General features: G+C 72.9%; 19 protein-coding genes. 10 read left to right on the top strand and 9 right to left on the bottom strand.

What is annotated here, in order from left to right; translation table 11 throughout:
• Window positions 1–75: 75 nt before the first annotated feature.
• The 5 genes from KME80_RS02615 (at window position 76) to KME80_RS02595 (ending at window position 5,360) form a co-directional block, all read left to right on the top strand.
• Window positions 76–495 carry a TadE/TadG family type IV pilus assembly protein gene (locus tag KME80_RS02615; protein WP_219499819.1) on the top strand — a complete coding sequence of 140 codons (420 nt, stop codon included), beginning with the start codon at window positions 76–78 and terminating at the stop codon, window positions 493–495.
• Window positions 492–908, top strand: coding sequence for an Rv3654c family TadE-like protein (locus tag KME80_RS02610; RefSeq protein WP_308125591.1), 417 nt, complete (start codon window positions 492–494; stop codon window positions 906–908). Before KME80_RS02615 ends, KME80_RS02610 begins: the two co-directional genes overlap by 4 nt.
• Window positions 909–1,117: 209 nt before the next feature.
• On the top strand, window positions 1,118–3,847 hold the full coding sequence (locus KME80_RS02605; RefSeq protein ID WP_246643768.1) for a BTAD domain-containing putative transcriptional regulator: 2,730 nt from the start codon (window positions 1,118–1,120) through the stop codon (window positions 3,845–3,847).
• Window positions 3,844–4,437 carry a hypothetical protein gene (locus KME80_RS02600; RefSeq protein WP_219499817.1) on the top strand — a complete coding sequence of 198 codons (594 nt, stop codon included), beginning with the start codon at window positions 3,844–3,846 and terminating at the stop codon, window positions 4,435–4,437. The genes KME80_RS02605 and KME80_RS02600 overlap by 4 nt, the downstream gene beginning before the upstream one ends.
• The gene (locus tag KME80_RS02595) at window positions 4,434–5,360 is read left to right on the top strand and encodes a hypothetical protein (protein ID WP_219499809.1); all 927 of its coding nucleotides are present in this window, start codon (window positions 4,434–4,436) and stop codon (window positions 5,358–5,360) included. Before KME80_RS02600 ends, KME80_RS02595 begins: the two co-directional genes overlap by 4 nt.
• Here KME80_RS02595 and KME80_RS02590 read toward each other — a convergent pair.
• Window positions 5,357–5,788 carry a MarR family winged helix-turn-helix transcriptional regulator gene (locus KME80_RS02590; RefSeq protein WP_219499807.1) on the bottom strand — a complete coding sequence of 144 codons (432 nt, stop codon included), beginning with the start codon at window positions 5,786–5,788 and terminating at the stop codon, window positions 5,357–5,359. The genes KME80_RS02595 and KME80_RS02590 overlap by 4 nt on opposite strands.
• Window positions 5,789–5,878: 90 nt before the next feature.
• Here KME80_RS02590 and KME80_RS02585 point away from each other — a divergent pair, with 90 nt between their 5' ends.
• Window positions 5,879–7,066, top strand: a complete 1,188-nt coding sequence (locus KME80_RS02585) for an MFS transporter (protein WP_219499805.1) — start codon at window positions 5,879–5,881, stop codon at window positions 7,064–7,066.
• Here the strand turns inward: KME80_RS02585 and KME80_RS02580 are convergent.
• From KME80_RS02580 to KME80_RS02560, 5 genes are all read right to left on the bottom strand, one after another.
• Window positions 7,012–7,512, bottom strand: a complete 501-nt coding sequence (locus KME80_RS02580) for a methylated-DNA--[protein]-cysteine S-methyltransferase (RefSeq protein ID WP_219499803.1) — start codon at window positions 7,510–7,512, stop codon at window positions 7,012–7,014. The two genes, KME80_RS02585 and KME80_RS02580, sit on opposite strands and share 55 nt — an antisense overlap.
• Entirely contained in the window at window positions 7,509–8,897 is a 1,389-nt protein-coding gene (locus KME80_RS02575; protein ID WP_219499801.1) for a DNA-3-methyladenine glycosylase 2 family protein, read from the bottom strand. The genes KME80_RS02580 and KME80_RS02575 overlap by 4 nt, the downstream gene beginning before the upstream one ends.
• A gap of 140 nt (window positions 8,898–9,037) precedes the next feature.
• Window positions 9,038–9,979, bottom strand: a complete 942-nt coding sequence (locus tag KME80_RS02570) for an NYN domain-containing protein (RefSeq protein WP_049568418.1) — start codon at window positions 9,977–9,979, stop codon at window positions 9,038–9,040.
• A 107-nt stretch (window positions 9,980–10,086) separates the two neighbouring features.
• Window positions 10,087–10,266, bottom strand: a complete 180-nt coding sequence (locus KME80_RS02565) for an acyl-CoA carboxylase subunit epsilon (protein ID WP_308125595.1) — start codon at window positions 10,264–10,266, stop codon at window positions 10,087–10,089.
• A 17-nt stretch (window positions 10,267–10,283) separates the two neighbouring features.
• The gene (locus KME80_RS02560; protein WP_219499797.1) at window positions 10,284–11,870 is read right to left on the bottom strand and encodes an acyl-CoA carboxylase subunit beta; all 1,587 of its coding nucleotides are present in this window, start codon (window positions 11,868–11,870) and stop codon (window positions 10,284–10,286) included.
• Window positions 11,871–11,906: 36 nt separating this feature from the next.
• Here KME80_RS02560 and KME80_RS02555 point away from each other — a divergent pair, with 36 nt between their 5' ends.
• The 3 genes from KME80_RS02555 to KME80_RS02545 all read left to right on the top strand — a co-directional run bounded on the left by KME80_RS02555 (window position 11,907) and on the right by KME80_RS02545 (window position 16,932).
• Window positions 11,907–12,677 carry an ABC transporter ATP-binding protein gene (locus tag KME80_RS02555; protein WP_219499795.1) on the top strand — a complete coding sequence of 257 codons (771 nt, stop codon included), beginning with the start codon at window positions 11,907–11,909 and terminating at the stop codon, window positions 12,675–12,677.
• Complete coding sequence (locus KME80_RS02550) at window positions 12,674–14,242, top strand: hypothetical protein (protein ID WP_219499793.1); 1,569 nt, start codon at window positions 12,674–12,676, stop codon at window positions 14,240–14,242. Before KME80_RS02555 ends, KME80_RS02550 begins: the two co-directional genes overlap by 4 nt.
• A 68-nt stretch (window positions 14,243–14,310) precedes the next feature.
• Window positions 14,311–16,932 carry a phosphoenolpyruvate carboxylase gene (locus KME80_RS02545; RefSeq protein WP_219499791.1) on the top strand — a complete coding sequence of 874 codons (2,622 nt, stop codon included), beginning with the start codon at window positions 14,311–14,313 and terminating at the stop codon, window positions 16,930–16,932.
• On the opposite strand, the gene KME80_RS02540 is transcribed toward KME80_RS02545, so the two are convergent.
• Together KME80_RS02540 and KME80_RS02535 are read right to left on the bottom strand one after the other, a co-directional pair.
• On the bottom strand, window positions 16,873–17,529 hold the full coding sequence (locus tag KME80_RS02540; protein WP_219499785.1) for a lysoplasmalogenase: 657 nt from the start codon (window positions 17,527–17,529) through the stop codon (window positions 16,873–16,875). The two genes, KME80_RS02545 and KME80_RS02540, sit on opposite strands and share 60 nt — an antisense overlap.
• A gap of 31 nt (window positions 17,530–17,560) precedes the next feature.
• Window positions 17,561–18,025 (bottom strand): PIN domain-containing protein, encoded by a 465-nt coding sequence (locus tag KME80_RS02535; RefSeq protein WP_219499784.1) that lies wholly within the window; start codon window positions 18,023–18,025, stop codon window positions 17,561–17,563.
• 121 nt (window positions 18,026–18,146) lie between these two features.
• On the opposite strand from KME80_RS02535, the gene KME80_RS02530 reads away from it, so the two are divergent.
• Window positions 18,147–20,048 (top strand): N-6 DNA methylase, encoded by a 1,902-nt coding sequence (locus tag KME80_RS02530; RefSeq protein WP_219499783.1) that lies wholly within the window; start codon window positions 18,147–18,149, stop codon window positions 20,046–20,048.
• Between the two features lie 26 nt (window positions 20,049–20,074).
• Here KME80_RS02530 and KME80_RS02525 read toward each other — a convergent pair whose 3' ends face one another.
• Window positions 20,075–21,148 (bottom strand): epoxide hydrolase family protein, encoded by a 1,074-nt coding sequence (locus tag KME80_RS02525; RefSeq protein WP_308125590.1) that lies wholly within the window; start codon window positions 21,146–21,148, stop codon window positions 20,075–20,077.
• Window positions 21,149–21,179 lie beyond the last annotated feature (31 nt).

The raw sequence follows: 21,179 nt of genomic DNA, 5'->3' as shown, positions 1-21,179 counted from the left end.
GGACCGCCTGGCCGTGCGTCACGCCGGGTCCAGCCCGTACGAGGTCGTCCGGAACACCCGCTGAAGGAGGAGGCCGTGCCGCGAAACCCGCAGGGGCGGAGGTCCCTGGTGCGCGAGCGTGGGTCGATGGCCGTCGAGACCGTGATGCTGGCGCCGGTCTTCCTGCTGTTCCTGCTGTTCCTGGCGGGCGCGGGGCGGCTGGTGGAGGCGCAGGGCGAGGTGAACGGCGCGGCCAGGGACGCCGCCCGGGCCGCCTCGGTGCAGCGCACCCTCCAGGGGGCCGAGTCGGCGGCCGAGGCGGTCGTCACCCAGGCGTTGCGCGACGGCTGCACCGGTCCGGCCGTCTCGCTCGACGGCTCGCGGTGGGAGGAGGGCGGGCAGGTGGTCGCCGAGGTGACGTGCGAGCTCGACCTGGCGTTCCTCGGCTTCGGCGGGAGCCAGCGGATGACCGGCACGTCGGTGGTGCCGCTGGAGCAGTTCAGGAGGGTCGAGTGAGGGGCGGGGAGCGCGGCTCGATGTCGGTGTTCACGGTGCTGTTCTCGGTGGTGGTGTTCCTGCTCGCCGGGCTGCTCGTGGACGGCGGGGCGGCGATCAACGCCCGGCTGCGCGCCGCCGACGTCGCCGAGCAGGCCGCGCGGGCCGGGGCGGACCGGATCGACGTGGAGCACCTGCGTTCCACCGGCCAGGTGCGGTTGCTGGGCGAGGCGGAGGTGTGCGGGCGGGCCGACGAGGTGATCGGCGCGCACGGCGGCACCGGGGTGACCTCGGGGAGCTGCGCCGTCGGGCAGGGGCAGGCCGACGTGACGGTGACCGTACGGGTCCGGTGGACGGCCTTCTTCCTGGGGGCGATCGGGTTCCCGGGGTCGGACATGGAGGCCGAGGCGACGGCCGCCCCCGAGGCGCGGTGAGCCAGACCGAATCACGCCGGTCGGTGGATGCGGGGCCGGAGAGACGTGACGCTGGAATCGAGAAGGGAGAGGCGATGCCCAGGCGAGGCCCCGCACGACCGGCGCACCCCACCGGCGGGCCCCACCAGCCCGGCGGCGGCCAACCGCCCACGGGCGGGTCGCGGCCGGCCGGAGGCGGGTACCCGCCGCATGGCGGGGGGCGGCAGTACTTGGCGCCCAATGACGGGGCCCCGGAGGACAGGCAGCGCCAGGCGGCGACCACGGGGCGGGCGCGGCAGGCGGGGCGGATTCACGCGCGGCGCAGCGCCGGTGACGTGCTCGCCGGGCTCGGGGCGTTGCTGGTGCTGCTGGCGCTCGTCGGCGGGGTGCCGTACGCGCTGCTGACGTTCGTGGGCCCGCCGGTCGCGCCCGAGCTGCTCGATCTCGACCTGCTGACCAGCCGGGTGGGGCCGAGCACGGTGATGGCGCTGCTGGTGGCGTTCGTCTGGCTGGCCTGGCTGCAGCTGTTCGTGTGCGTCGTGGTCGAGGTGTACGCGGGCGTGCGGCGGGTGGGGATGCCGGCCCGGGTGCCGCTGTCAGGAGGCACGCAGGCGCTGGCGAACAAGCTGGTGTCGGCGGTGCTGCTGCTGTTCACGGCGGGGGCGGTGGTGGTGCCGATCGCCAGGATGGCCGCGCCGCCGCCGGTCCCGCAGCCGATGACCACGGTGGCCTACACCGCGCCGGTCGTGGAGAAGGAGGTGGTCGACACGCAGCGGACGAAGAAGGTGTACGTGGTGCAGCCGCCGCACGGCCGCCATCACGAGAGCCTGTGGGAGATCGCCGAGAAGTGCCTGGGCGACGGCCGCCGCTACCCGGAGATCTTCCGGCTGAACCAGCACAAGGAGCAGCCCGACGGCGCCAAGCTGCGGATGGCCGATCTGATCAGGCCCGGCTGGGTGCTGGACATGCCGGACGACGCGAAGAACACCCATGTGGTCCCGGCGAGCCAGGCCAGGGCGCAGACGCTCAAGGAGCATCCGGCCAAGCCCGGCGGCGACGGCGGCGACCGGGAGGTGGTGCGCGACCGCGTCGAACGGGAGAGCACCCAGGAGCAGGCCCCCAGGAACGCCCAGCCGCCGACCGAGGAGCGCGACGCCGAGACCCAGCCCCAGCAGGAGCAGGGCCTTGAGCTGGTCGATTTCCTCTCCGGGTCGTCGCTGGCCGCGGCCGGGCTGCTGATGGTGCTGGCCAGGCGGCGGCGGGAGCAGCTCTGGCGGCGCCTGTTCGGCCGCCGCCTGGCCCGGCCGCGTGGTGACGCCGCCGAGGCCGAGATGGCGCTGCGGCTGGGCGCCGACGCGCCGGGGGCGCGCATCCTCGACGTGGGCCTGCGCCTGCTGGGCGCCGAACTGGCCGCGCAGGGGCGGACGCCGCCGACGGTGTACGCCGCGCACCTGTCCGCGCGGTCGCTGGACCTGTGGATACACCCGCCGGACGCCGACCCGCCGGAGCCCTGGACGGCCGACGACGGCGGCCAGGTGTGGCGGCTGGCGGCGCACGAGGGCCGCCTGCTGGACGACCATCCGGGCGGAGCTCCGTACCCGGGGCTGGTGTCGATCGGCACGGACGGGAGCGGCCGGGTGCTGGTCGACCTGGAGGCGGCGCAGGGTCTGATCAACGTGCGGGGCCCGCAGACGACGGCGGCGCTGGCGGCGCTGGCCGTGGAGCTGGCGACCAACCGGTGGTCCGACCGGATGCGGATCACGCTCGTCGGGTTCGGCGAGGAGCTGACGGCGATCGCGCCTGACCGGATCAGGGCGGTGGGCGGGCTGGCGGAGGTGCTGACGGAGCTGGAGGCGACGGCGGCGCCGCGCCGGGAGGTGCTGACGGGCCGGGTCTCGGGCCGCCCGCGTGACGCCCACTACCTGCTGTCGGCGGTGGCGCCGACGCATGAGGAGGCGCGCAGGCTGGCGCTGCTGGCCCGCGACGACACGGCCGGTTACGTGGTGACCGGCGACGTGCCGCATGCCACCTGGACCTGGGAGATCACCGAGGACGGCCGGGCCAAGCTGCCCGAGCTGGGCTTCGAGGTGACGGCGCAGCTTCTGCCGCGCCGCCACTACCGGGCGCTGGTGGAGCTGTTCCGCACCGCGGACCGGTTCGACGGTGAGGCGATCCCGGAGGCGGAGCCGCTGGACGACCTGCGCCCGCCGGCGGTGGAGATCAGGATGCTCGGCCCGCTGGAGATCGTCGGCCCGGAGCCGCTGGAGGAGGGCCGGATGGCGCTCGCCGCGGAGTTGCTCGTCTACCTGGCGACGCATCCGGGCGGGGTGCATCCGGTGGTGCTCGGCGGCGTGCTGTGGCCGCGCGGCGTGCAGTCCATGGTCCGGGACGCGACGATCGCCCGGGTGATGAGCTGGCTGGGCCCGGAGCACCTGCGTGCCGACGAGTCGGGCAGGCTCACGCTGGGGCCGGGCGTGCGGACGGACTGGGCGGTCTTCCGCGAGCTGGTGCGTCGCTCGCACCACGATCCGGCGGCCCGCGCCGTGCTGCTCGAACGGGCGCTGAGCCTGGTCAGGGGGCCGCTGCTGAGCGGGCGGGCGCACGGCCGCTATGCCTGGCTGGCGGGTGACGAGCTGGAGTACGACGTGGCGGCCGAGGTGGCCGACGCGGCGCACCGGCTCTGCGAGCTGCGGCTGGCCGACGGCAAGGCCGACGCGGCGATCGCCGCCGTGCGGGCCGCGCTGCTGCTGGCGGCCGATGACGAGGGCCTCTGGCGTGACCTGCTGCGGGCCACGCACGCCACCGGTGACCTGTCGCGGCTGCGGGCCGTGGTCGAGGGGCTGACCAGGCGGTCGGCGTTCCATCCGCACGGTGGCGGGATGGCCCCGGAAACCGAGGCGCTGATCGACGAGCTGCTGCCGTCGTGGCGCCTCCGCGTCGTCAGGGAGTCGACGGCATGAGACGTATCGCGATCCTTCTGGCACTGGCGGCGGCGGCCGGGTGCGGCCAGGCCGAGCAGCCCTACACGCCGCGGCAGGCGCCGGTGCAGGCGACGGGCGAGGCCACGGAGCAGGCCACCCCCAGCGGGAGCGAGCCGCCCGCGACGGTCGGCGTGGGCGACGAGCTGGAGGTGCGGGTGGCGTGGCCGGACAAGGTCGACCAGCTCGTCCGGCTCTTCCCGGAGTTCTACGCCGACTCGTGGGCGGCCGTCGTGTCCGGCGGTGACCGCTACCTGCGGCACGTCGAGCCGACGCTGATCCCCGACTCGGTCGAGTGGGTGGCGGGGTTCACCGGCAAGGGCCAGTCGGTGAAGGGAGTCGTGCGGCTGTACGACCTGAAGACGACCGTCATGGGCAAGGGCGCCCAGGTCGACGTGTGCGTGGACGAGACGCGGATGACGATCGTCTCGGCCGATACGGGCAAGGCGATCTCGCCGCAGCCCGACTCCAGCCGCGCCCCCTACCTGCAGACCATGCTCGCCCACCGGGGTGACGACGGCGTGTGGCGCATCAGGCAGTTCAGCAACAGCAAGGAAGGGTGCAGCCCATGAAAGGCCTGCTCTCGGTGATCGTCGCCGGATCGCTGCTGTTCGCCGGCAGCGCCGATCCGCCGCGCGACAACACGAAAGCCGAAGGTTTCCAGAAGGGCAAAACGGCCGGCGTCGTCCTGGAACACTCCAAGATCCAGATCACCGGCGACGTGAAGGGCGGCAAGAGCGACGGCTACCAGCTCAAGAGCCCGTGCTGGTACGAGCCGGGCATGAACGCGGAGGAGATGTACGCGTTCATGAAGGACGCCGAGGCCAACCTGTCCAGGATCAAGGAGGACGAGGCGGGCTTCAACGCCTTCGTCAAGCAGTTCAAGGACAAGGTCGGCCAGCCGGGGCTGTGGTGGTCGCCGGCCTACAACGCGGCCGATCCCCGGGGCGCGGCGTGCTGGGCGGGGCTGGAGCTGTTCGTGTTCGTGCCGCCGGACACGACGCCGCCGAGCGGCATCACGTTCCGGGAGCTGGCGGAGATCGCGCGGGCGGCGCTGACGGTGCCGGAGGGCAAGGTCGAGCTGAGCCCCGACGCGAAGAGCTACGTGAACCTGCCCACGTTCGTCTGGCTCGAGGGCGTCGGTGAGCCGCGCCGTTCGGTCACGGCGACGCTGCCCGGCGTGATGAGCGCGACCGTGGTGGCCACGCTGGACGACATCAAGATCGACGCCGGTACGGGCTCGGACCGGGCGGAGGTGCGCCAGTCGGGCTGCGGCGCCGCGGGCCGGCCCTACGCCGAGGGCGCGGAGTTCACCTGCGGCGTGCGGTATCTGCGTGCCTCGATCGACCGGCCGCGTGAGGTGTACGAGCTGACCGTGACCAGCGTGTGGCCGGTCGAGGTGAGCGGCGGCGTGGCGGTCCAGTTCGACCCGATCGAGGTGTCGGCGAGCAGGGACGTGCCGGTCGGCGAGGTGCAGAGCAACGTCAGGCCCTAGGCGATGACGGCGGCGAGCGGCGCCAGCTCGGGCTGCTCGGCCGCCTCGGCCAGCACCTCCTTGAGCACGGTGTCGTGGGTGGGCCCGGCCGTGGCCAGCAGGTCGCGGCCGGCCTGGGTGACCTCGGTGTAGATGCCCCGGCGGTCGTCCTCGCACAGGTAGCGCGACAGCAGGCCCCGGTTCTCCAGGCGGGTCACCAGGCGGGTGGTGGCGCTCTGGCTGAGCACGACGGCGCGGGCGAGCTGCTGCATGCGCATGTGCCAGCCGTCCTGGCGGGCGAGCACGTCGAGCACCGTGTACTCGCTCACGCTCAGCCCGTGCTCCTTCTGCAGCGCCTTCTCCAGCCGGTCCTCGATCTTGGCGTGCAGCGCGGCCAGGGTGCGCCAGCCCTGGGCGCGTGCCTCCACGGCGTCGTCGGCGATGGGCATGTGACACCCTCCTCAGCATTCTTGTATGGTCAGTTAGTCGGCGTGTGCAAATAATGCCTACGCTCACTAACGTCGTCTGAGGAGAATTCTATGCCTCTCGCCCTGTTCGCCCTCGCGATCAGCGCCTTCGGCATCGGCACCACCGAGTTCATCATCAACGGCCTGCTCCCCGAGCTGGCCGGAGACTTCGGCGTGACGATCCCGGCCGCCGGGCTGCTCGTGTCCGGTTACGCGCTGGGCGTGGCCGTGGGCGGGCCGCCGCTGACCATGCTCGGCGGCCGGTTGTCACGCAAGACCATGCTGCTGGCGCTGATGGTGCTGTTCATCGCCGGCAACCTGCTGTCCGCGCTCGCGCCCTCGTACGGGACGCTCATGGTGGGCCGGTTCCTGGCGGCCTTCGCCCACGGCGCGTACTTCGGGGTCGGGTCCGTGGTGGCCGCCGACCTGGTCGCGCCGCGCAAGCGGGCCAGCGCGATCGCGCTGATGTTCACCGGGCTCACGCTGGCCAACGTGCTCGGGGTGCCGCTCGGCACCTGGATCGGGCAGGCGTTCGGCTGGCGGGCCACGTTCTGGGTCGTGGTCGTGATCGGCGTCGTCGGGCTGGCCGGGGTGCTCGCCCTGGTGCCCGCCCAGCCGAGGCCCACCGGTGGAGTGCTCAGGGAGCTGGCGACCTTCCGCAAGGGCGGAGTGTGGCTGGCGCTGGCGATGACCGTGTTCGGGTTCGCGCCGGTGTTCGCGGTGATCACGTTCATCTCGCCGATCATGACCGGGGTGGGCGGGTTCTCCCCGGGCGCCGTGCCGATCGTGATGGCGCTGTTCGGCGTCGGCCTGGTGATCGGCAACCTCATCGGCGGCCGGCTCGCCGACCGGGCCGTCATGCCCAGCATCTACGGCTCGGTGGCGCTGCTCACGCTGCTGGCCGTGGTCGTGGCGCTGTTGGCGGGTCACCAGGTCGCCTTCGTCGTGGCGATCACGCTGTTCGGCGTGGCGGCCTTCGCCACCGTGCCGCCGCTGCAGACGCGCGTCCTGGACGCGGCGGCGGGCGCGCCGACGCTGGCCTCGGCGGCCAACATCGGCGCGTTCAACCTGGGCAACGCGATCGGCTCGTTCGCGGCCGGGCTCACGATCGACGCCGGTCTCGGCTACACCGCCCCCGCCTGGACCGCGGCGGGGCTCGGTGTCGTGGGGCTCGTCGTGGCCGCGCTGGCCGGGCTGCAGGCGCGTCAGCGGGCGGCGGACTCGTGGGCGAGCAGCCACTCCTTGACGGGCACCCCGTAGTAGTAGCCGCCGAACCCGCCCGTCGACGGCAGCACCCGGTGGCACGGCACGAACGGCGCGATCAGGTTCTGCGCGCACGCCCCGCCCGCCGCGCGGGCCGCCGTCCGCGGCAGCCCGGCCCGCTCGGCCAGCTCCGCGTACGACACCGTGGTGCCCGCCTTGACCTCGCGCAGCGCCCGGTGCAGCTCCTTGCGCCGGGGCGAGCCCGGCTGCTCGACCGGGACGTCGTCCAGCGCGTCGAGGTCGCCGGCGAAGTAGGCGCGCACGGCCTGGGAGATCGGTCCCAGGTCGTCGACCACGTCCAGGCCCTCCGCCTGGAGCTCGGGCTTGAGCCGGACGAACATCTCCTTGGGGTCGGCGGTGAAGCCGGCGGCGACCACGACGCCGTCGCGGGCCAGCACGGACAGCTCGCCGGTCGGGGTGGGCAGGATCTGAGCGTTGATCATGAGTGACTCCAGAGGTGCAGGGCGGCGTAGGCCCGCCAGGGCCGCCACCGTTCGAGATGGTCCTTGGGGATGCCGAGGGCGGCCATGCGCTTGTCGAGCACGAGGTCGCCGGTCGGCCACGCGTCGGGGTCGCGCAGCGCCCGCAGCGCGACGTAGCTGGCGGTCCACGGGCCGATGCCGGGCACGGCGAGCAGCTCCTTGACCGTCTCGGCCGGCTCCTGGCCGCCGTCGAGGTCGATCAGGCCGTCGTCCACGCGGGCGGCGAGCTCGGCCAGCGTGGTGATGCGCCGCCCGGTCAGCCCGAGCCCGGTCAGATCGGCGTCGCGCAGCTCGGCCGGGCCGGGGAAGAGGCGGCCGTCCCCCGCGCGGGCGACGATCCGGCCGAGCAGGGTACGGGCGCCCGCCACGGAGATCTGCTGGCCCACGACCGCGCGCACGGCCAGCTCGAACCCGTCGAACGCGCCCGGCACCCGCAGCCCCGGCCGCGCCGCGACGAGCGGGGCCAGCGACGTCTGGCCGAGCGCCCCGGCGATGGCGTCGGGGTCGGCGTCGAGGTCGAGCAGCCGCCGGCACCGCGCCACCAGCCTGGCGAGCTGCCGGGTGTCGTCCACGGCCACGTCGAGGGCGAAGTAGCCGTCCTCCGGGGTGAGCGTGACCGTGCCCCCGGGCACGTTGCGCGTGTAGGAGGCGGCGTCGGCCACCTCCAGGCCGGGGATCGCCCGGGAGGCCAGGAACGCGAACACCCCGTCCACGTCGTACGGCTCGCGCCGGTGCAGCCGCAGCCGGAGCGAGGCGTCCTTCGGCACGCCCCGGCCCGCCGCCGTGGCGCGCAGCTCGCTCGGCGTGAACCCGTACGTCTCCCGCATGGTCGCGTTGAACTGGCGGACGCTGCCGAACCCGGCGGCGAACGCCACCTCGGTCACCGGCAGCGCCGTCTCGGTGAGCAGCTGCTTGGCCAGCAGCAGCCGCTTGGTCCTGGCGACCGCCAGCGGCCCGGCGCCGAGCTCGGCGACGAACAGCCGGTGCAGGTGCCGCTCGGTGATGTGCAGCCGCCTGGCCAGCCCGGCCACGCCGTCCTCGTCGGCGGCCCCGTCGTCGATCAGCCGCAGAGCCCGCCCGATCAGGTCGCCCCGCAGGTCCCAGCCGGGGTCGCCGGGCGACAGCTCCGGCCGGCACCGCTTGCACGGCCGGAACCCCGCCGCCTCGGCGGACGCGGCGTGCCGGTAGAACCGCACGTTCCGCGACGCGGGCGTGCGGGCCGGGCAGATCGGCCGGCAGTAGACGCCGGTCGTCTTCACCGCGGTGTAGAACCGTCCGTCGAACCGGGCGTCCCTGGCGGAGACGGCCCGGTAGCAGGAGTCGAAGTCGAGCTCTGGTGCTGACATGCCTCCGAGGCTATGCGCTGGTCACAGGTGTCGACTGGCGGAAATCAGACGTTACCGTGAACGCCCAGGTCAGCGCCGGGGCGCGGCATCGCCACGCTGTGGGAGAGCCGCACGCCGGAGCCGCCCGAGGCGCTCCTCGGTCACTTGGACGAGACGCCGACCCCCAGATCGAACTCGCGGTAGACGCGCGCCCAGAAGCCGTCGCGCAGCCACACGCGCGCCTCCGGGTAGGGCCGCAGCGAGTGGCCGAGCTCCTTCTCCGCCTCGATGAGCAGCTCGGTGTCGATCACCGTCGGCAGGATGGGGCCGGGGAGCAGGTCGCGGATGTTGTCGCGGCCCCGGGTGAGGATCCACTTCTGCGCCACGTGCTCGCCCACGTCCTCCACGCGCGGGCGGCTGGGCCCGAGCTTGGCCACCTGGCCGGGTTTGACGTGCGGCTTGACCGGCGCGCGGCCGGCGAACACCTGGGCGGGCGAGGGCGCGGCCGCCGGCGGGGTGACCGCGACGGGCTGGGGAGCACGGCTGAAAAAGGGCCTCAGGAAATCAGCGCTGATCACTTCCACGGTGTCGGACTCCCAGACCAGGCGCTCGGCCTGGTTGGTCCCATAAGGCGGCTCGACCCCCCATAGGTGGATCCGCACCCCGTACGCCTGGGCGGCCTCCACCGCGGGCACCATGTCCTCGTCGCCGGCCAGCAGGATGGTGTCGGTCACCGCGTGGTGCCTGGCCAGCGCCTCCAGGTCGCTCCTGATCTGCGCGTCGACGCCTTTCTGCTGGCCACGGGCGTTCAGGTTGCCAAGCCGCACCTTGACCCAGGGGAGCTGGGCGATGACCCGCTGGTCGACCGTGGGAACCCGGTCGCGGGCCGCGTCATACCAATAGATCCGCAGAAGCTCCCCGGAAATACGTTCCTCTGCATGTTTCTGTAGACTCTGGATGAGCTCATCGGCCGCCACTCGATATTCCTTGCGCTCCTTGGCGCCGAGCAGCACTTCACCTGCGGCAGCGTAGAGATAACCGACATCCACAAGGACGGCGTACTTGGCTGCCACAGGATGCGGCATGAGGTCTGGGATGGCCATGATGTCCTCCAGGCCGCGGCGTTAGTTGATCGGCTGACTATATACGCCTACTTTCTCTAGATAGTCCCAACTCCCGGAGAACTTGACACCCGATTCCCGGGATCTATCTAGGGTTGGGCGCTCATCCGCCAAGCCGACTTCCCCGGCGCCGGGGGGTTACGCATGCTTCTCGCGGGGTTGCGCCAGGATTGTGCTGCGGGGGTCACGGAGGGTGCCGGCCGGGCGTGGCGGGTGGCGAGGACGGCCACGAGCGCGGCGATCTCCTCGGGCGTGGCGTCGCCGCGCACGACGCGCAGGTGGCCGCTCACAGCGGGATGTTCCCGTGCTTCTTGGGCGGCAGGCTGGCGCGCTTGTTGCGCAGCGCCCGCAGCGCCCTGACGATGTGCGCCCGCGTCTCCGACGGCCGGATGACGGCGTCCACGTAGCCGCGTTCCGCGGCGATGTACGGGTTGGCCAGCGTGTCCTCGTACTCGGTGACCCGTCGCGCCCGCTCGGCGTCGGCGTCGTCGGAGGCGGCCAGCTCGCGCCGGTAGAGGATGTTGACGGCGCCCTGCGCGCCCATGACCGCGATCTGTGCGGTGGGCCAGGCCAGATTGACGTCGGCGCCCAGGTGCTTGGACCCCATGACGTCGTACGCGCCGCCGTAGGCCTTGCGGGTGATGACGGTGACCAGGGGGACGGTGGCCTCGGCGTAGGCGAACAGGAGCTTGGCGCCGCGGCGGATGATTCCGTTCCATTCCTGATCGGTTCCGGGGAGGAAACCCGGTACATCAACAAAAGTCAGGATCGGAATATTGAAAGCATCACATGTTCGAATAAATCGTGCAGCCTTCTCCGATGCGTTGATATCCAGGCATCCGGCGAAATGCATGGGCTGGTTGGCCACCACGCCCACCGGCCGCCCGTCGACGCGCCCGTACCCGACCACCACGTTCGGCGCGAACAGCTCGTGGACCTCCAGGAACTCCCCGTCGTCCAGCACGTGCTCGACGACCCGGCGCATGTCGTACGGCTGGTTCGCCGAGTCGGGGATGATGACGTCCAGCTCCGGATCGGGGTCCAGGTCCTCGGCCGCCTCGAAGCCCGGCGCCTCGTCGAGGTTGTTGGAGGGCAGGTAGGACAGCAGCGCCTTGACGTAGTCCAGCGCGTCGTGCTCGTCCGCCGCCTGGTAGTGGGCCACGCCCGACTTGGTGTTGTGCGCGTGGGCGCCGCCGAGCTCCTCGAACGTGACCTCCTCCCCGGTGACCGTCTTGATGACGTCCGGCCCGGTGATGAACATGTGCGAGGTCTGGTCCACCATGACCACGAAGTCCGTCAGCGCGGGGGAGTAGACGTGGCCCCCGGCCGCGGCGCCCATGATGAGCGAGATCTGCGGGATCACCCCGGAGGCGTGCACGTTGCGCTTGAAGATCTCCGCGTAGAGGCCGAGCGCGACGACGCCCTCCTGGATGCGCGCGCCGCCGCCCTCGTTGATGCCGATGATCGGGCAGCCGATCTTGAGCGCCAGGTCGAGCACCTTGACGATCTTCTCGCCGTACACCTCGCCGAGCGAGCCGCCGAACACGGTCACGTCCTGCGAGAAGACGCACACCTGCCGTCCGTCGATCGTGCCGTGCCCGGTGATGACGCCGTCGCCGTAGGGCCGGCGCTTCTCCAGGCCGAACATCGTCGAGCGGTGCCTGGCGAACTCGTCGAACTCCACGAACGAGCCCTCGTCCAGCAGCGCCAGCACCCGTTCGCGGGCCGTCATCTTGCCCTTGGCGTGCTGCTTGTCGACCGCTGCCGCGGACCCGGCGTGCACGGCCTCGTCCAGCCGTCGCTCCAGGTCGGCGATCTTCCCAGCGGTGGTGTGAATATCCGGCATGTCTGGCAAGGGTTCGGCAGCTGTCATGCGCGCAAGATTAATCCCTGCTCATAGAGTGGATCCATGTCGGACGCGGTACGCACCATGGCCCTGTTCAAGCGCTACGGCCCGCAGGTGGCGGTGGCCGGGGTCGATCTGGTCGTCCCCGCCGGCAGTTTCGCCGGGCTCGTCGGGCCCAACGGCGCGGGCAAGACGACGACGCTCAGCATGATCACCGGGCTGCTCCGCCCCGACGGCGGCGAGGCGCACGTCGACGGACACCACGTGTGGCGCGACCCGCTCCAGGTCAAGGCCCGCATCGGCGTGCTCCCCGAGGGGCTGCGGCTGTTCGAGCGGCTGTCCGGCCGCGAGCTGCTCCTCTACAACGGCCGCCTGCGGGGCATCCCCAAGGCCGAGGTCGAGCGCCGCGCCGACGAGCTCCTCCAGGTGATGGACCTGACCGCCGCCGCGGGCAAGCTCGTCGTCGACTACTCCACCGGCATGCGCAAGAAGATCGGCCTGGCCGCCGCGCTGCTGCACAACCCGTCGGTGCTCTTCCTGGACGAGCCGTTCGAGGGCGTCGACCCGGTCAGCGCCAACACGCTCACCGAGGTGCTGCGCCGCTTCACCGCCTCCGGCTCCACCGTCATCTTCTCCAGCCACGTGATGGACCTGGTCGAGCGGCTGTGCGACTGGGTCTCGGTGATGAGCGGCGGCCACATCGTCGCCCAGGGCCCGATCGGCGACGTGCGCGCCGGGCGCAGCCTCAACCAGGCGTTCCTCGACCTGGTCGGCGGGCCGCAGGCGGCCGCGGGCGAGGGCCTGGGCTGGCTCGGCTCAGGAGAGCGCCGGTGAGCCTCACCCGCACCGTCGCGCTGTTCGCCGGGCTCAAGCTGCGCCTCATCACCGGCAACCTGCGCGGCGACACCGCCCGCCAGGTCGGCTTCGCGTTCACGCTCATCCTCGCCCTGGGCACCGCGGCGGGCGGCTTCGCCCTGGTCAGCCTGCTGCGGCTGGCCCCTCCCGACCTCGCGGTCGCGGTCGTCACGCTGCTCTACACCGCGCTGCTCTTCGGCTGGATGGTCGTGCCGCTGCTGGCGTTCGGGCTGGACGACACGCTCGACCCGGCGCGGCTGTCGCTGTTCCCGCTGCGCACCCGCGAGCTGGCCGTGGGCATGTTCACCGCCTCGGCGACCGGCGTGTGGCCGGCCGCCACGCTGATCGTGACCGCCGGGGCGCTGGTGGGACTGGCCGGCGGCGTCGGCGGAGTGCTCGTCGGCCTGCTCGCGGTGCTCGCCCACTTCGCGCTCTGCCTGGTCGCCTCCCGGCTGGTCACCACCGCGCTGTCGGGCGCGCTGCGCTCCCGGCGCGGCCGTGACGCGCTCGCCGTCGCCGCCATCGCCGTCGTCCTGCTCTTCCAGCTCCCCAACCTGCTGATGAACCGCGGCTTCGGCGACCCGCAGGGGATGCTCCTCGACATGGCGGGCGCGCTGCGGTGGACCCCGTCGGGGCTGGCCGCCCACGCCATCGCCGGCGGCGGGCTCGCCGGGCTCGCCGAGGTGGCCGTCCTGGCCGCCCTGACCGTGGCCGCCGGCTGGCTGTGGATCAAGGCGCTGGGCCGCGCGCTCGTCACCGCCGACTCCTCGACCCAGGCCGCCTCGGTGCGCCGCGACAGCGGGCTCGCCGACCGGTTCCTGCCCGACGGGCCGCTCGCCGCCGTCGTGACCAAGGAGCTGAAGTACGTCCGCCGCGACCCGCGTTACCGCATCCTCTGGTTCGCCGCCGTCGCGGTCGTCCTGGTGATGGCGTTCTCCTTCACCGGCCAGGGCATGAGCGGCCCCACACTGCCCATCGTCATGACCGCCTTCTGCGGCATGATGATCGCCGTCCAGCTCGGCAACGCCTACGGGATCGACGGCCGCTCGCTGTGGATGAACACGGTGGCCTTCGGCGCGCAACGCCAGTTCGACCTCGACCTGGCGGGCCGTCACCTGGCCAACGCGCTGATCGCGGTCCCGGTGCTGGCACTCGTCGCCGTCGCCTCCGCGCTGTTCGCCGGGGAGCCGGGGACGATCGGCTGGGCGCTGGCGGCAGGCACCGGCGTGCTCGGCGTCGGGTTCGGCGTCGGCTCGGTGACCAGCGTGCTCATCCCCTACACGGTGCCCGAGCGGATGAACGCCTTCACCGGCGCCGCGCCCGGGCAGGGCGGCCAGGCGTTCGGCTGCGCCCTGCTCGCCTTCGCCGGCGTGGCCCTGCTGTCGGCGCCGTTCGCCGTCGCCGTCGCGTTCGCCGGCCCGTGGGTGCTCGCCTTCGCCCCGCCGTACGGGCTCGCGATCGAGACGCTCGGCCGCCGCCTCGGCGCCAAGATCGGGTTCGCCCGGATGCCCGAGCTGCTGGCCGCCGTGTCCCGTCCCACGTGAGCAGTGGTCTAGTCCATTAAGTGAGACCGGTCTGCGCGTGTTCAGAGCGACTCGATACCCTTCGAAGCATGATTGACCAGGGGCTTGAGCACCGCAGCGCCGCCGTGACCGAGATGCCGGACGAGCTGCGCCGCGATGTGCGGCTGCTCGGCAAGCTGCTCGGCCAGGTGATCGCCGAGCAGGGCGGCGAGGACCTGCTGGCCGACGTCGAACGCCTGCGCAAGGCCGTCATCGCCGCCCGCCGCGGCGAGGTGTCCGGCGACGAGATCGCCGCCTTGGCGGCCGGATGGGAGATCGACCGCGCGGTCCAGGTCGCCCGCGCCTTCACCTGCTACTTCCACCTGGCCAACCTGGCCGAGGAGCACTACCGCATCCGCATCCTGCGCCAGCGCGACACCGAGGACGCGGTGCAGCGCGAATCGCTGGCCCAGGCCGTGGCCGAGCTCGGCCGCGACCGGGTCGCCGAGCTGGTCGAGGGCCTGGAGTTGCATCCTGTCCTGACCGCCCACCCGACCGAGGCGCGCCGCCGCGCCGTCGTCACCGCCATCCAGCGCGTGAGCGGCCAGCTCACCGAGTACAACGCGCCCGGCCGCGGCGCCTCCGAGCGCGCGGAGCTGGAGCGCCGCCTGCTGGAGGAGATCGACCTGCTGTGGCGCACCGCCCAGCTCCGCAACACCAAGCTCGACCCGCTCGACGAGGTGCGCACCGCGATGGCCGCCTTCGACGAGACCCTGTTCCGCATGGTGCCGCAGGTCTACCGCTCGCTCGACGCCGCGCTGAGCGACGCCACCGGCACCGAGCCGCCGCTGGCGAGGCCGTTCATCCGCTACGGGAGCTGGATCGGCGGCGACCGCGACGGCAACCCGAACGTCACCTCCAAGGTCACCCGCGACACCATCCAGATCCAGTCGGAGCACGTGCTCAACGCGCTGGAGACGGCCTGCACGCGCATCGCGCGCACGCTGACCGCCTCCGCCCAGTTCGCCCCGGCCTCGGCCGGCTTGCGTGCCGGGCTGGCCGCCGCCGTCGACGCGCACCCCGAGCTCGTCTCCGAGCTGGCGACCCGGTCGCCGTCGGAGCCGCACCGGCAGTGGCTGCTGTTCGTCGCCGCGCGCATCGCCGCGACCCGCCGCCGTGACCTGGACCTGGCCTACCGCACCCCCGCCGAGCTGCTGGCCGACCTCCGGCTGGCGCAGGAGTCGCTGGCCGAGCACGCCGTACGGCAGGCGTACGGGGAGTTGCAGCATCTGATCTGGCAGGTCGAGACGTTCGGCTTCCACCTGGCCGAGCTGGAGGTGCGCCAGCACTCCCAGGTGCACGCGGCCGCGCTGGAGGAGTTGCGGGCGGGCGGCGAGCTGTCGGAGCGCACCGAGGAGGTGCTGGCCACGATCCGGGTCATCGCCTGGATCCAGGAGCGGTTCGGCGTCACGGCGTGCTCGCGCTACGTCGTGTCGTTCACCCGCTCGGCCGACGACATCGCCGCCGTGCACGAGCTCGCCTCCTACGCGCTGGGCGGGCGGTCCGTGGTGCTGGACGTGGTGCCGCTGTTCGAGTCGGGCCAGGACCTGGCCAACTCGCCTGCCGTGCTGGCGGGCATGCTGGAGATCCCGCAGGTCCAGGAGCGGCTGGCGGCCACCGGGCGGCGCATGGAGATCATGCTCGGCTACTCCGACTCGGCCAAGGAGCTCGGCCCGGCCGCCGCGACCCTGCGCCTGTACGAGGCGCAGGAGCAGCTCACCGCGTGGGCGGCGGCCAACGACGTCAAGCTGCGCATGTTCCACGGCCGGGGCGGCGCGCTCGGCCGGGGCGGCGGCCCCGCCAACCGGGCGGTGCTGGCCCAGGCGCCGGGCTCGGTGGCGGGCCGGTTCAAGGTGACGGAGCAGGGCGAGGTCATCTTCGCCCGCTACGGCCACATCGCGATCGCCCGCCGCCACATGGAGCAGGTCGCCAACGCCGTCATCATGGCCTCCTCGCCGTCGGTCGGCTCGCGCACCGCCGCCGCGGCCGACCGGTTCCGGCCGCTCGCCGAGCGGGTCGCCACCGCCTCCGAGCAGGCCTACCGCGCGCTCACCGAGGCGCCGGGCTTCCCCGAGTGGTTCGCGCTGGTCAGCCCGCTGGAGGAGATCGGCTCGCTGCGGCTCGGCTCGCGTCCGGCCCGCCGGGGGCTGGGCGCGCCGCGCTCGCTCGACGACCTGCGGGCCATCCCGTGGGTGTTCGCCTGGGCGCAGACGCGGGTCAACCTGCCCGGCTGGTACGGGCTCGGCACCGGCCTGGCCGCGGCCGACTCCCTGTCCGACCTCCAGGCCGCCTACGCCGAATGGCCGCTGTTCAACGCGATGCTGGACAACGCCGAGATGTCGCTGGCCAAGACCGACAGGTCCATCGCCGCCCGCTACCTGGCCCTGGGCGGGCGCAAGGACTTCGCCGACCAGGTCCTGGAGGAGTACGACCGGACCAGGGAGCTGGTGCTGAAGGTCACCGGCCACACCCGGCTGCTGGAGAACCGCAAGGTGCTCTCCCGGGCCGTGCAGCTCCGCGACCCGTACGTGGACGCCCTGTCGCACCTGCAGTTGCGGGCGTTGACGGCGCTGCGCACCGGCAACCCGACCGACCGCGAGCGCGAGCGGCTGTCAACGCTGCTGCTGCTCTCGGTCAACGGCGTCGCCGCCGGGCTGCAGAACACGGGCTGACCCCAGCACGCCCAGCACGATGAGGAGCTGGCCCAGGATGTAGGTGGTCATCAGCACGGTGCTCCGGCCGGGAAAGCCCATCCCGGCCACGCCGAGCCCGACGAGGAAGTCGGAGAAGGCGAACAGCGCCCCGCCGAGCCCGGCGACGAGGCCGAGCCCGCCGGCGAAGGCCGCCATCGTCATCAGGGCCAGCCCGTAGCCGAGCACGGGCGCGGCCAGGGCGCCCAGCGGCTCCCACAGCACCATCGCGGCGGCCACCCACACCAGCAGGTAGGCCGCCGCTCCCCAGCGCGGGCGCGACCCCTCGCGGACGAACACCACGATGTAGCAGATCTGCATCACCAGGAACGCCGTCATCCCGGCGATGAAGGCGGCCTGCCCCTCGATGAGCAGGGCCACGTCGCCGGCCGCGGCGAACAGCAGCCCGACGGCGAGCAGCAGCCCGACGGCGAGCAGCCGGCGTCCCGGCGCCCGCCGGATGACGTACGCGGCCAGCACCGGGCAGAGCAGCGGCTTGGTCGCCCACTCCAGCCATTCGATCCCCAGGGCCACGGAGAACACGTTGGCCACGGCCAGCACGCCGAAGATAATGAGCACGCCTCACCTTAGCGCCCGGCGCAACGCCTGGTCAGGCGGCGATCGGGGCGGGCGGCTCGAAGGCCACCGCGTCACGCACCGCCGCGTACAGGCGCCAGTTGAGCGATCCCCGGCGGGACACCACGGTCACCCCCACCCCCTGCGTGAGCAGCCAGACCGCCAGCTCGGTGAAGAAACCGTCGCCCGAGCCGATCACCACCCGGTCGAAGCGCTGCCCGAGACGGTCCACGTACGCGGTCTCGACCAGGGCCCGGTCGGCGCCGTCGGGGCCGGATCTGACGAGCAGTTGCACGCCGCGGAACGCGATCCCGGCCTGGACCAGCGCCTTGTGGTTGACCGCCACGATGAACTGGTCCATCGGCCCGATCGGCACGATCGACCGGTACAGCGCCATCACGGCGGCGACCTCCGCGGTGGTCGGCAGGCTCGTCGCGGTCAGGTTCTCTATGTCCAGCAGGTGCACCGCCCTGCCTCGACACCACGTGGTGGGCTTCACGGCATCTGGCCCTTCCGTTACGTATGTCCAGTGAAGCATGTGTTGATGGAATCGACCAGCATTGGTTCTGTCGTTGTGTGACATGGGTAGGTTTTTGCCACGTCGTCGTTGAGGAGAGCTTGTGGACAGGGACGTCCAGGTGACCGCGGCGGACATCGCCAGGCTGGGCGACGTCGGCCGCGCCGCCGTGAGCAACTGGCGCCGCCGCCACGACGACTTCCCGCAACCCGTCGGCGGCACCACCGCCAGCCCCACCTTCTCCCTGAAGGAGATCAAGGACTGGCTGCGCGCCCACACCGAGGCCAGGCCGCTGCCCAGGCGCGAGTGGTTCTGGCAGGAGTTGCGCGCCGGCGTCGCCGAGGACGAGCTGCCCGCCCTCATCGCCGACCTCGGCTCGTTCCTGCTGCGCGCCCGCCGGGGCGAGGCCCGCCCCGAGAACGACGCCCAGCGCGGGCTGGCCGAGCTCGCCGCCGTGACCGGCCCCGAGGAGACCTTCCAGTTCCTGTACGAGCGCTACGCCGAGTCGCAGCGCGCCAGCCTCACGCCCAAGCCGGTCGCCGATCTGATCGCGGCACTCCTGCCCGCCTCCGCCCGCCGCGTCCTCGACCCGGCCTGCGGCTGGGGCATGCTGCTGCGCGCCGTGCGCGAGCGGTCCGCCGGGCAGCTCCTCGGCCAGGACCTGAGCGAGGCCACGGCCCGCCTGACGGCGATCTCGCTGGCCTTCGGCCCCGGCGACGCCGACATCCGGGCGGGCGACTCGCTGCGGGCCGACGCGTTCCCCGACGCCGCCGTCGACGCCGTCGTCTGCAACCCGCCCTTCAACGACCGCAACTGGGGCTACGAGGAGCTCACCGCCGACGCCCGCTGGGAGTACGGCCTGCCGCCGCGCACCGAGCCCGAGCTCGCCTGGGTCCAGCACGCGCTGGCCCACCTGGTGCCGGGCGGGTTCGCGGTGCTGCTCATGCCGCCCGCCGCGGCCGGTCGCCGGTCGGGCCGGCGCATCAGGGCGCAGCTCCTGCGCCGGGGCGCGCTCCGCGCGGTGATCGCCCTGCCCGTGGGCAGCGTGCCGAACATGTCCGTCGGCCTCACGCTCTGGGTGCTGTGCCGGCCCGGCGGATCGGCGCCGCCCGGGGCCGTCCTGATGGTCGACACCTCCGCCCGGCAGGGCGACTTCGCCACGACGGCGCTGGCCGCCTGGGAACGCTTCCGCCACGGCGACGGCGGCGACGAGCCCGGCGTGAGCCGCGCCGTGCCCGTCATCGACCTGCTCAACGACGAGGTCGACCTGCTGCCCGGCCGCTACCTGCCCGCCACGCCGTCCGGCCTGTCGCCGGAGCGGATCGTGCGCAGCCGCGACCGCCTGCACGAGACGCTCGCCGACACGCTCGCGCTGCTCCCCGGCATCGAGCCGGCCCCCTCAGGCCGCGACCGCCCGCTCGTCCCGGTGGCCGAGCTCGAACGCCGCAACCTGCTCACCGTCCACCAGCAGGCCCCCGCCCGCCCCGGCGAGACCCCCGCCGTCCCCGCCGAGGCCCCCGTCCTCACGGCCGAGGACGTCGTACGCTGCCGCGCCGCCACCGGCCCGCCCGGCTCGGTGCGCAAGGAGCTCCGCACCCGCCCCGGCGACGTGCTCGTGCCGCAGGTCGTCAGGACGCCGGTGGCGGTCGTGGTCTCCGGCGGCGGCGACGTCATCGGCACCCAGCTCCACCTGCTGCGCCCCGACCCGGAGCGGCTGGACCCGCACTTCCTGGCCGGGTTCCTCACCGCCCAGGGCAACCTGCGCCACTACGCCTCGATGTCCTCGACCCACCGGGTGGACGTCCGGCGCGCCGAGATCCCGCTGCTCCCCATCGAGGAGCAGCGGGCGTACGGCAGGGCGTTTCGGCACCTGCAGACCCTGACCGCGTCGCTCAGGCAGCTCGCCGAGCACGGCGCCGACCTCGTGCAGGACACCCTCGACGGGCTGACCGGCGGCCTGGTGCTGCTGTCGGCCGACGACCCGGCCTGGCGCGAGCCGGACTGATCAGCCGGGCTGATCGTTCGGGCTGGTCAGAGGGCCTCGAAGAACGCCCGGATGTCGTCCGTCAGGGCCTCGGTCGCGGTGTGGGCCGTGTAGTGGCCGTGCGCGGGGGCGGGCAGCGTCTTCCAGGAGACGATGTTCGCGTGGTCGCGCTCGGCGAAGCGCCGGATCGACTTGAAGTCGCCCTCGGCCATGGCCAGGCCGAGCGGCACGGTGGTGGGCTCCGTGACGGGCTCCATGCGGGCGTTCTCCCAGTACAGGCGCAGGGCGGAGGCCGCGGTGCCGGTGAACCAGTGGATGGCGGCGTTCGTCAGCACGAAGTCGTCGTCCAGGTCCTCGTCGAAGAGCTGGGCGAGCCAGCCGACCAGGCCGGCGGGGGAGTCGGTGACGGCGTGGGCCAGCGTCTGCGGCTGCTGCGACTGCAGGACGTTGAAGGCGCCCTTCTCCTTCCAGAACCAGTCGAGGACGGCCAGCCCGGCCTGGTCCTCCTCCGACAGGTCGGCGAACTCGGCGGGGTCGCCGGACGGGAAGGAGAAGACCTGCGTGACGTGCACGCCGACAACGTGCTCCGGGTCGACGCGGCCGACCTCGGGGTAGATCATCGAGCCGGCGTCGTTGCCGGCCGCGCCGTAGCGGGTGTAGCCGAGGCGGGCCATCAGCTCGGCCCAGGCGGCGGCGATGCGCCGGTTGTTCCAGCCGAGCTCCCTGGTCGGGCCGGAGAAGCCGTAGCCGGGCAGCGACGGGATGACCAGGTGGAAGTGGCGCGACAGCGGCTCGACGGCGTCGAGGTACTCGGCGATCGAGCCCGGCCAGCCGTGGGTGAGGATCAGCGGCAGCGCGTCGGGGTTGCCGGAGCGCACGTGCAGGAAGTGGATGTCCTGGCCGTCGATCTCGGTGACGTACTGGGGGAGGGCGTTGAGCCTGGCCTCGACGGCGCGCCAGTCGAAGCCGTCGCGCCAGCGGGTGACCAGGCGCCGGACGCGCTCGACGGCGACGCCCTGCTCGGCGCCGGGGATCTCGTCGGCGAAGCGGGTCAGCCGCAGCCGGGCGGCCAGGTCGTCGAGGTCGGCCTGGGGGATCTCGATGCGGTAGGGGTGGATCACGGCGACCTCCAGAGCTGGAACGGTTCGTTCT

The organism is Nonomuraea ceibae (assembly GCF_019396325.1).
GTDB lineage: Bacteria > Actinomycetota > Actinomycetes > Streptosporangiales > Streptosporangiaceae > Nonomuraea > Nonomuraea ceibae.
This window is presented reverse-complemented; position numbering and strand designations above follow the sequence as displayed.

Bases quoted from the DNA above. Each gene is read 5' to 3' on its own strand.
- KME80_RS02600 (WP_219499817.1), top strand. From the start codon at position 3,844: ATGAGACGTATCGCGATCCTTCTGGCACTGGCGGCGGCGGCCGGGTGC.
- KME80_RS02595 (WP_219499809.1), top strand. From the start codon at position 4,434: ATGAAAGGCCTGCTCTCGGTGATCGTCGCCGGATCGCTGCTGTTCGCC.
- KME80_RS02590 (WP_219499807.1), bottom strand. From the start codon at position 5,788: ATGCCCATCGCCGACGACGCCGTGGAGGCACGCGCCCAGGGCTGGCGC.
- KME80_RS02585 (WP_219499805.1), top strand. From the start codon at position 5,879: ATGCCTCTCGCCCTGTTCGCCCTCGCGATCAGCGCCTTCGGCATCGGC.
- KME80_RS02580 (WP_219499803.1), bottom strand. From the start codon at position 7,512: ATGATCAACGCTCAGATCCTGCCCACCCCGACCGGCGAGCTGTCCGTG.
- KME80_RS02575 (WP_219499801.1), bottom strand. From the start codon at position 8,897: ATGTCAGCACCAGAGCTCGACTTCGACTCCTGCTACCGGGCCGTCTCC.
- KME80_RS02570 (WP_049568418.1), bottom strand. From the start codon at position 9,979: ATGGCCATCCCAGACCTCATGCCGCATCCTGTGGCAGCCAAGTACGCC.
- KME80_RS02560 (WP_219499797.1), bottom strand. From the start codon at position 11,870: ATGACAGCTGCCGAACCCTTGCCAGACATGCCGGATATTCACACCACC.
- KME80_RS02555 (WP_219499795.1), top strand. From the start codon at position 11,907: ATGTCGGACGCGGTACGCACCATGGCCCTGTTCAAGCGCTACGGCCCG.
- KME80_RS02545 (WP_219499791.1), top strand. From the start codon at position 14,311: ATGATTGACCAGGGGCTTGAGCACCGCAGCGCCGCCGTGACCGAGATG.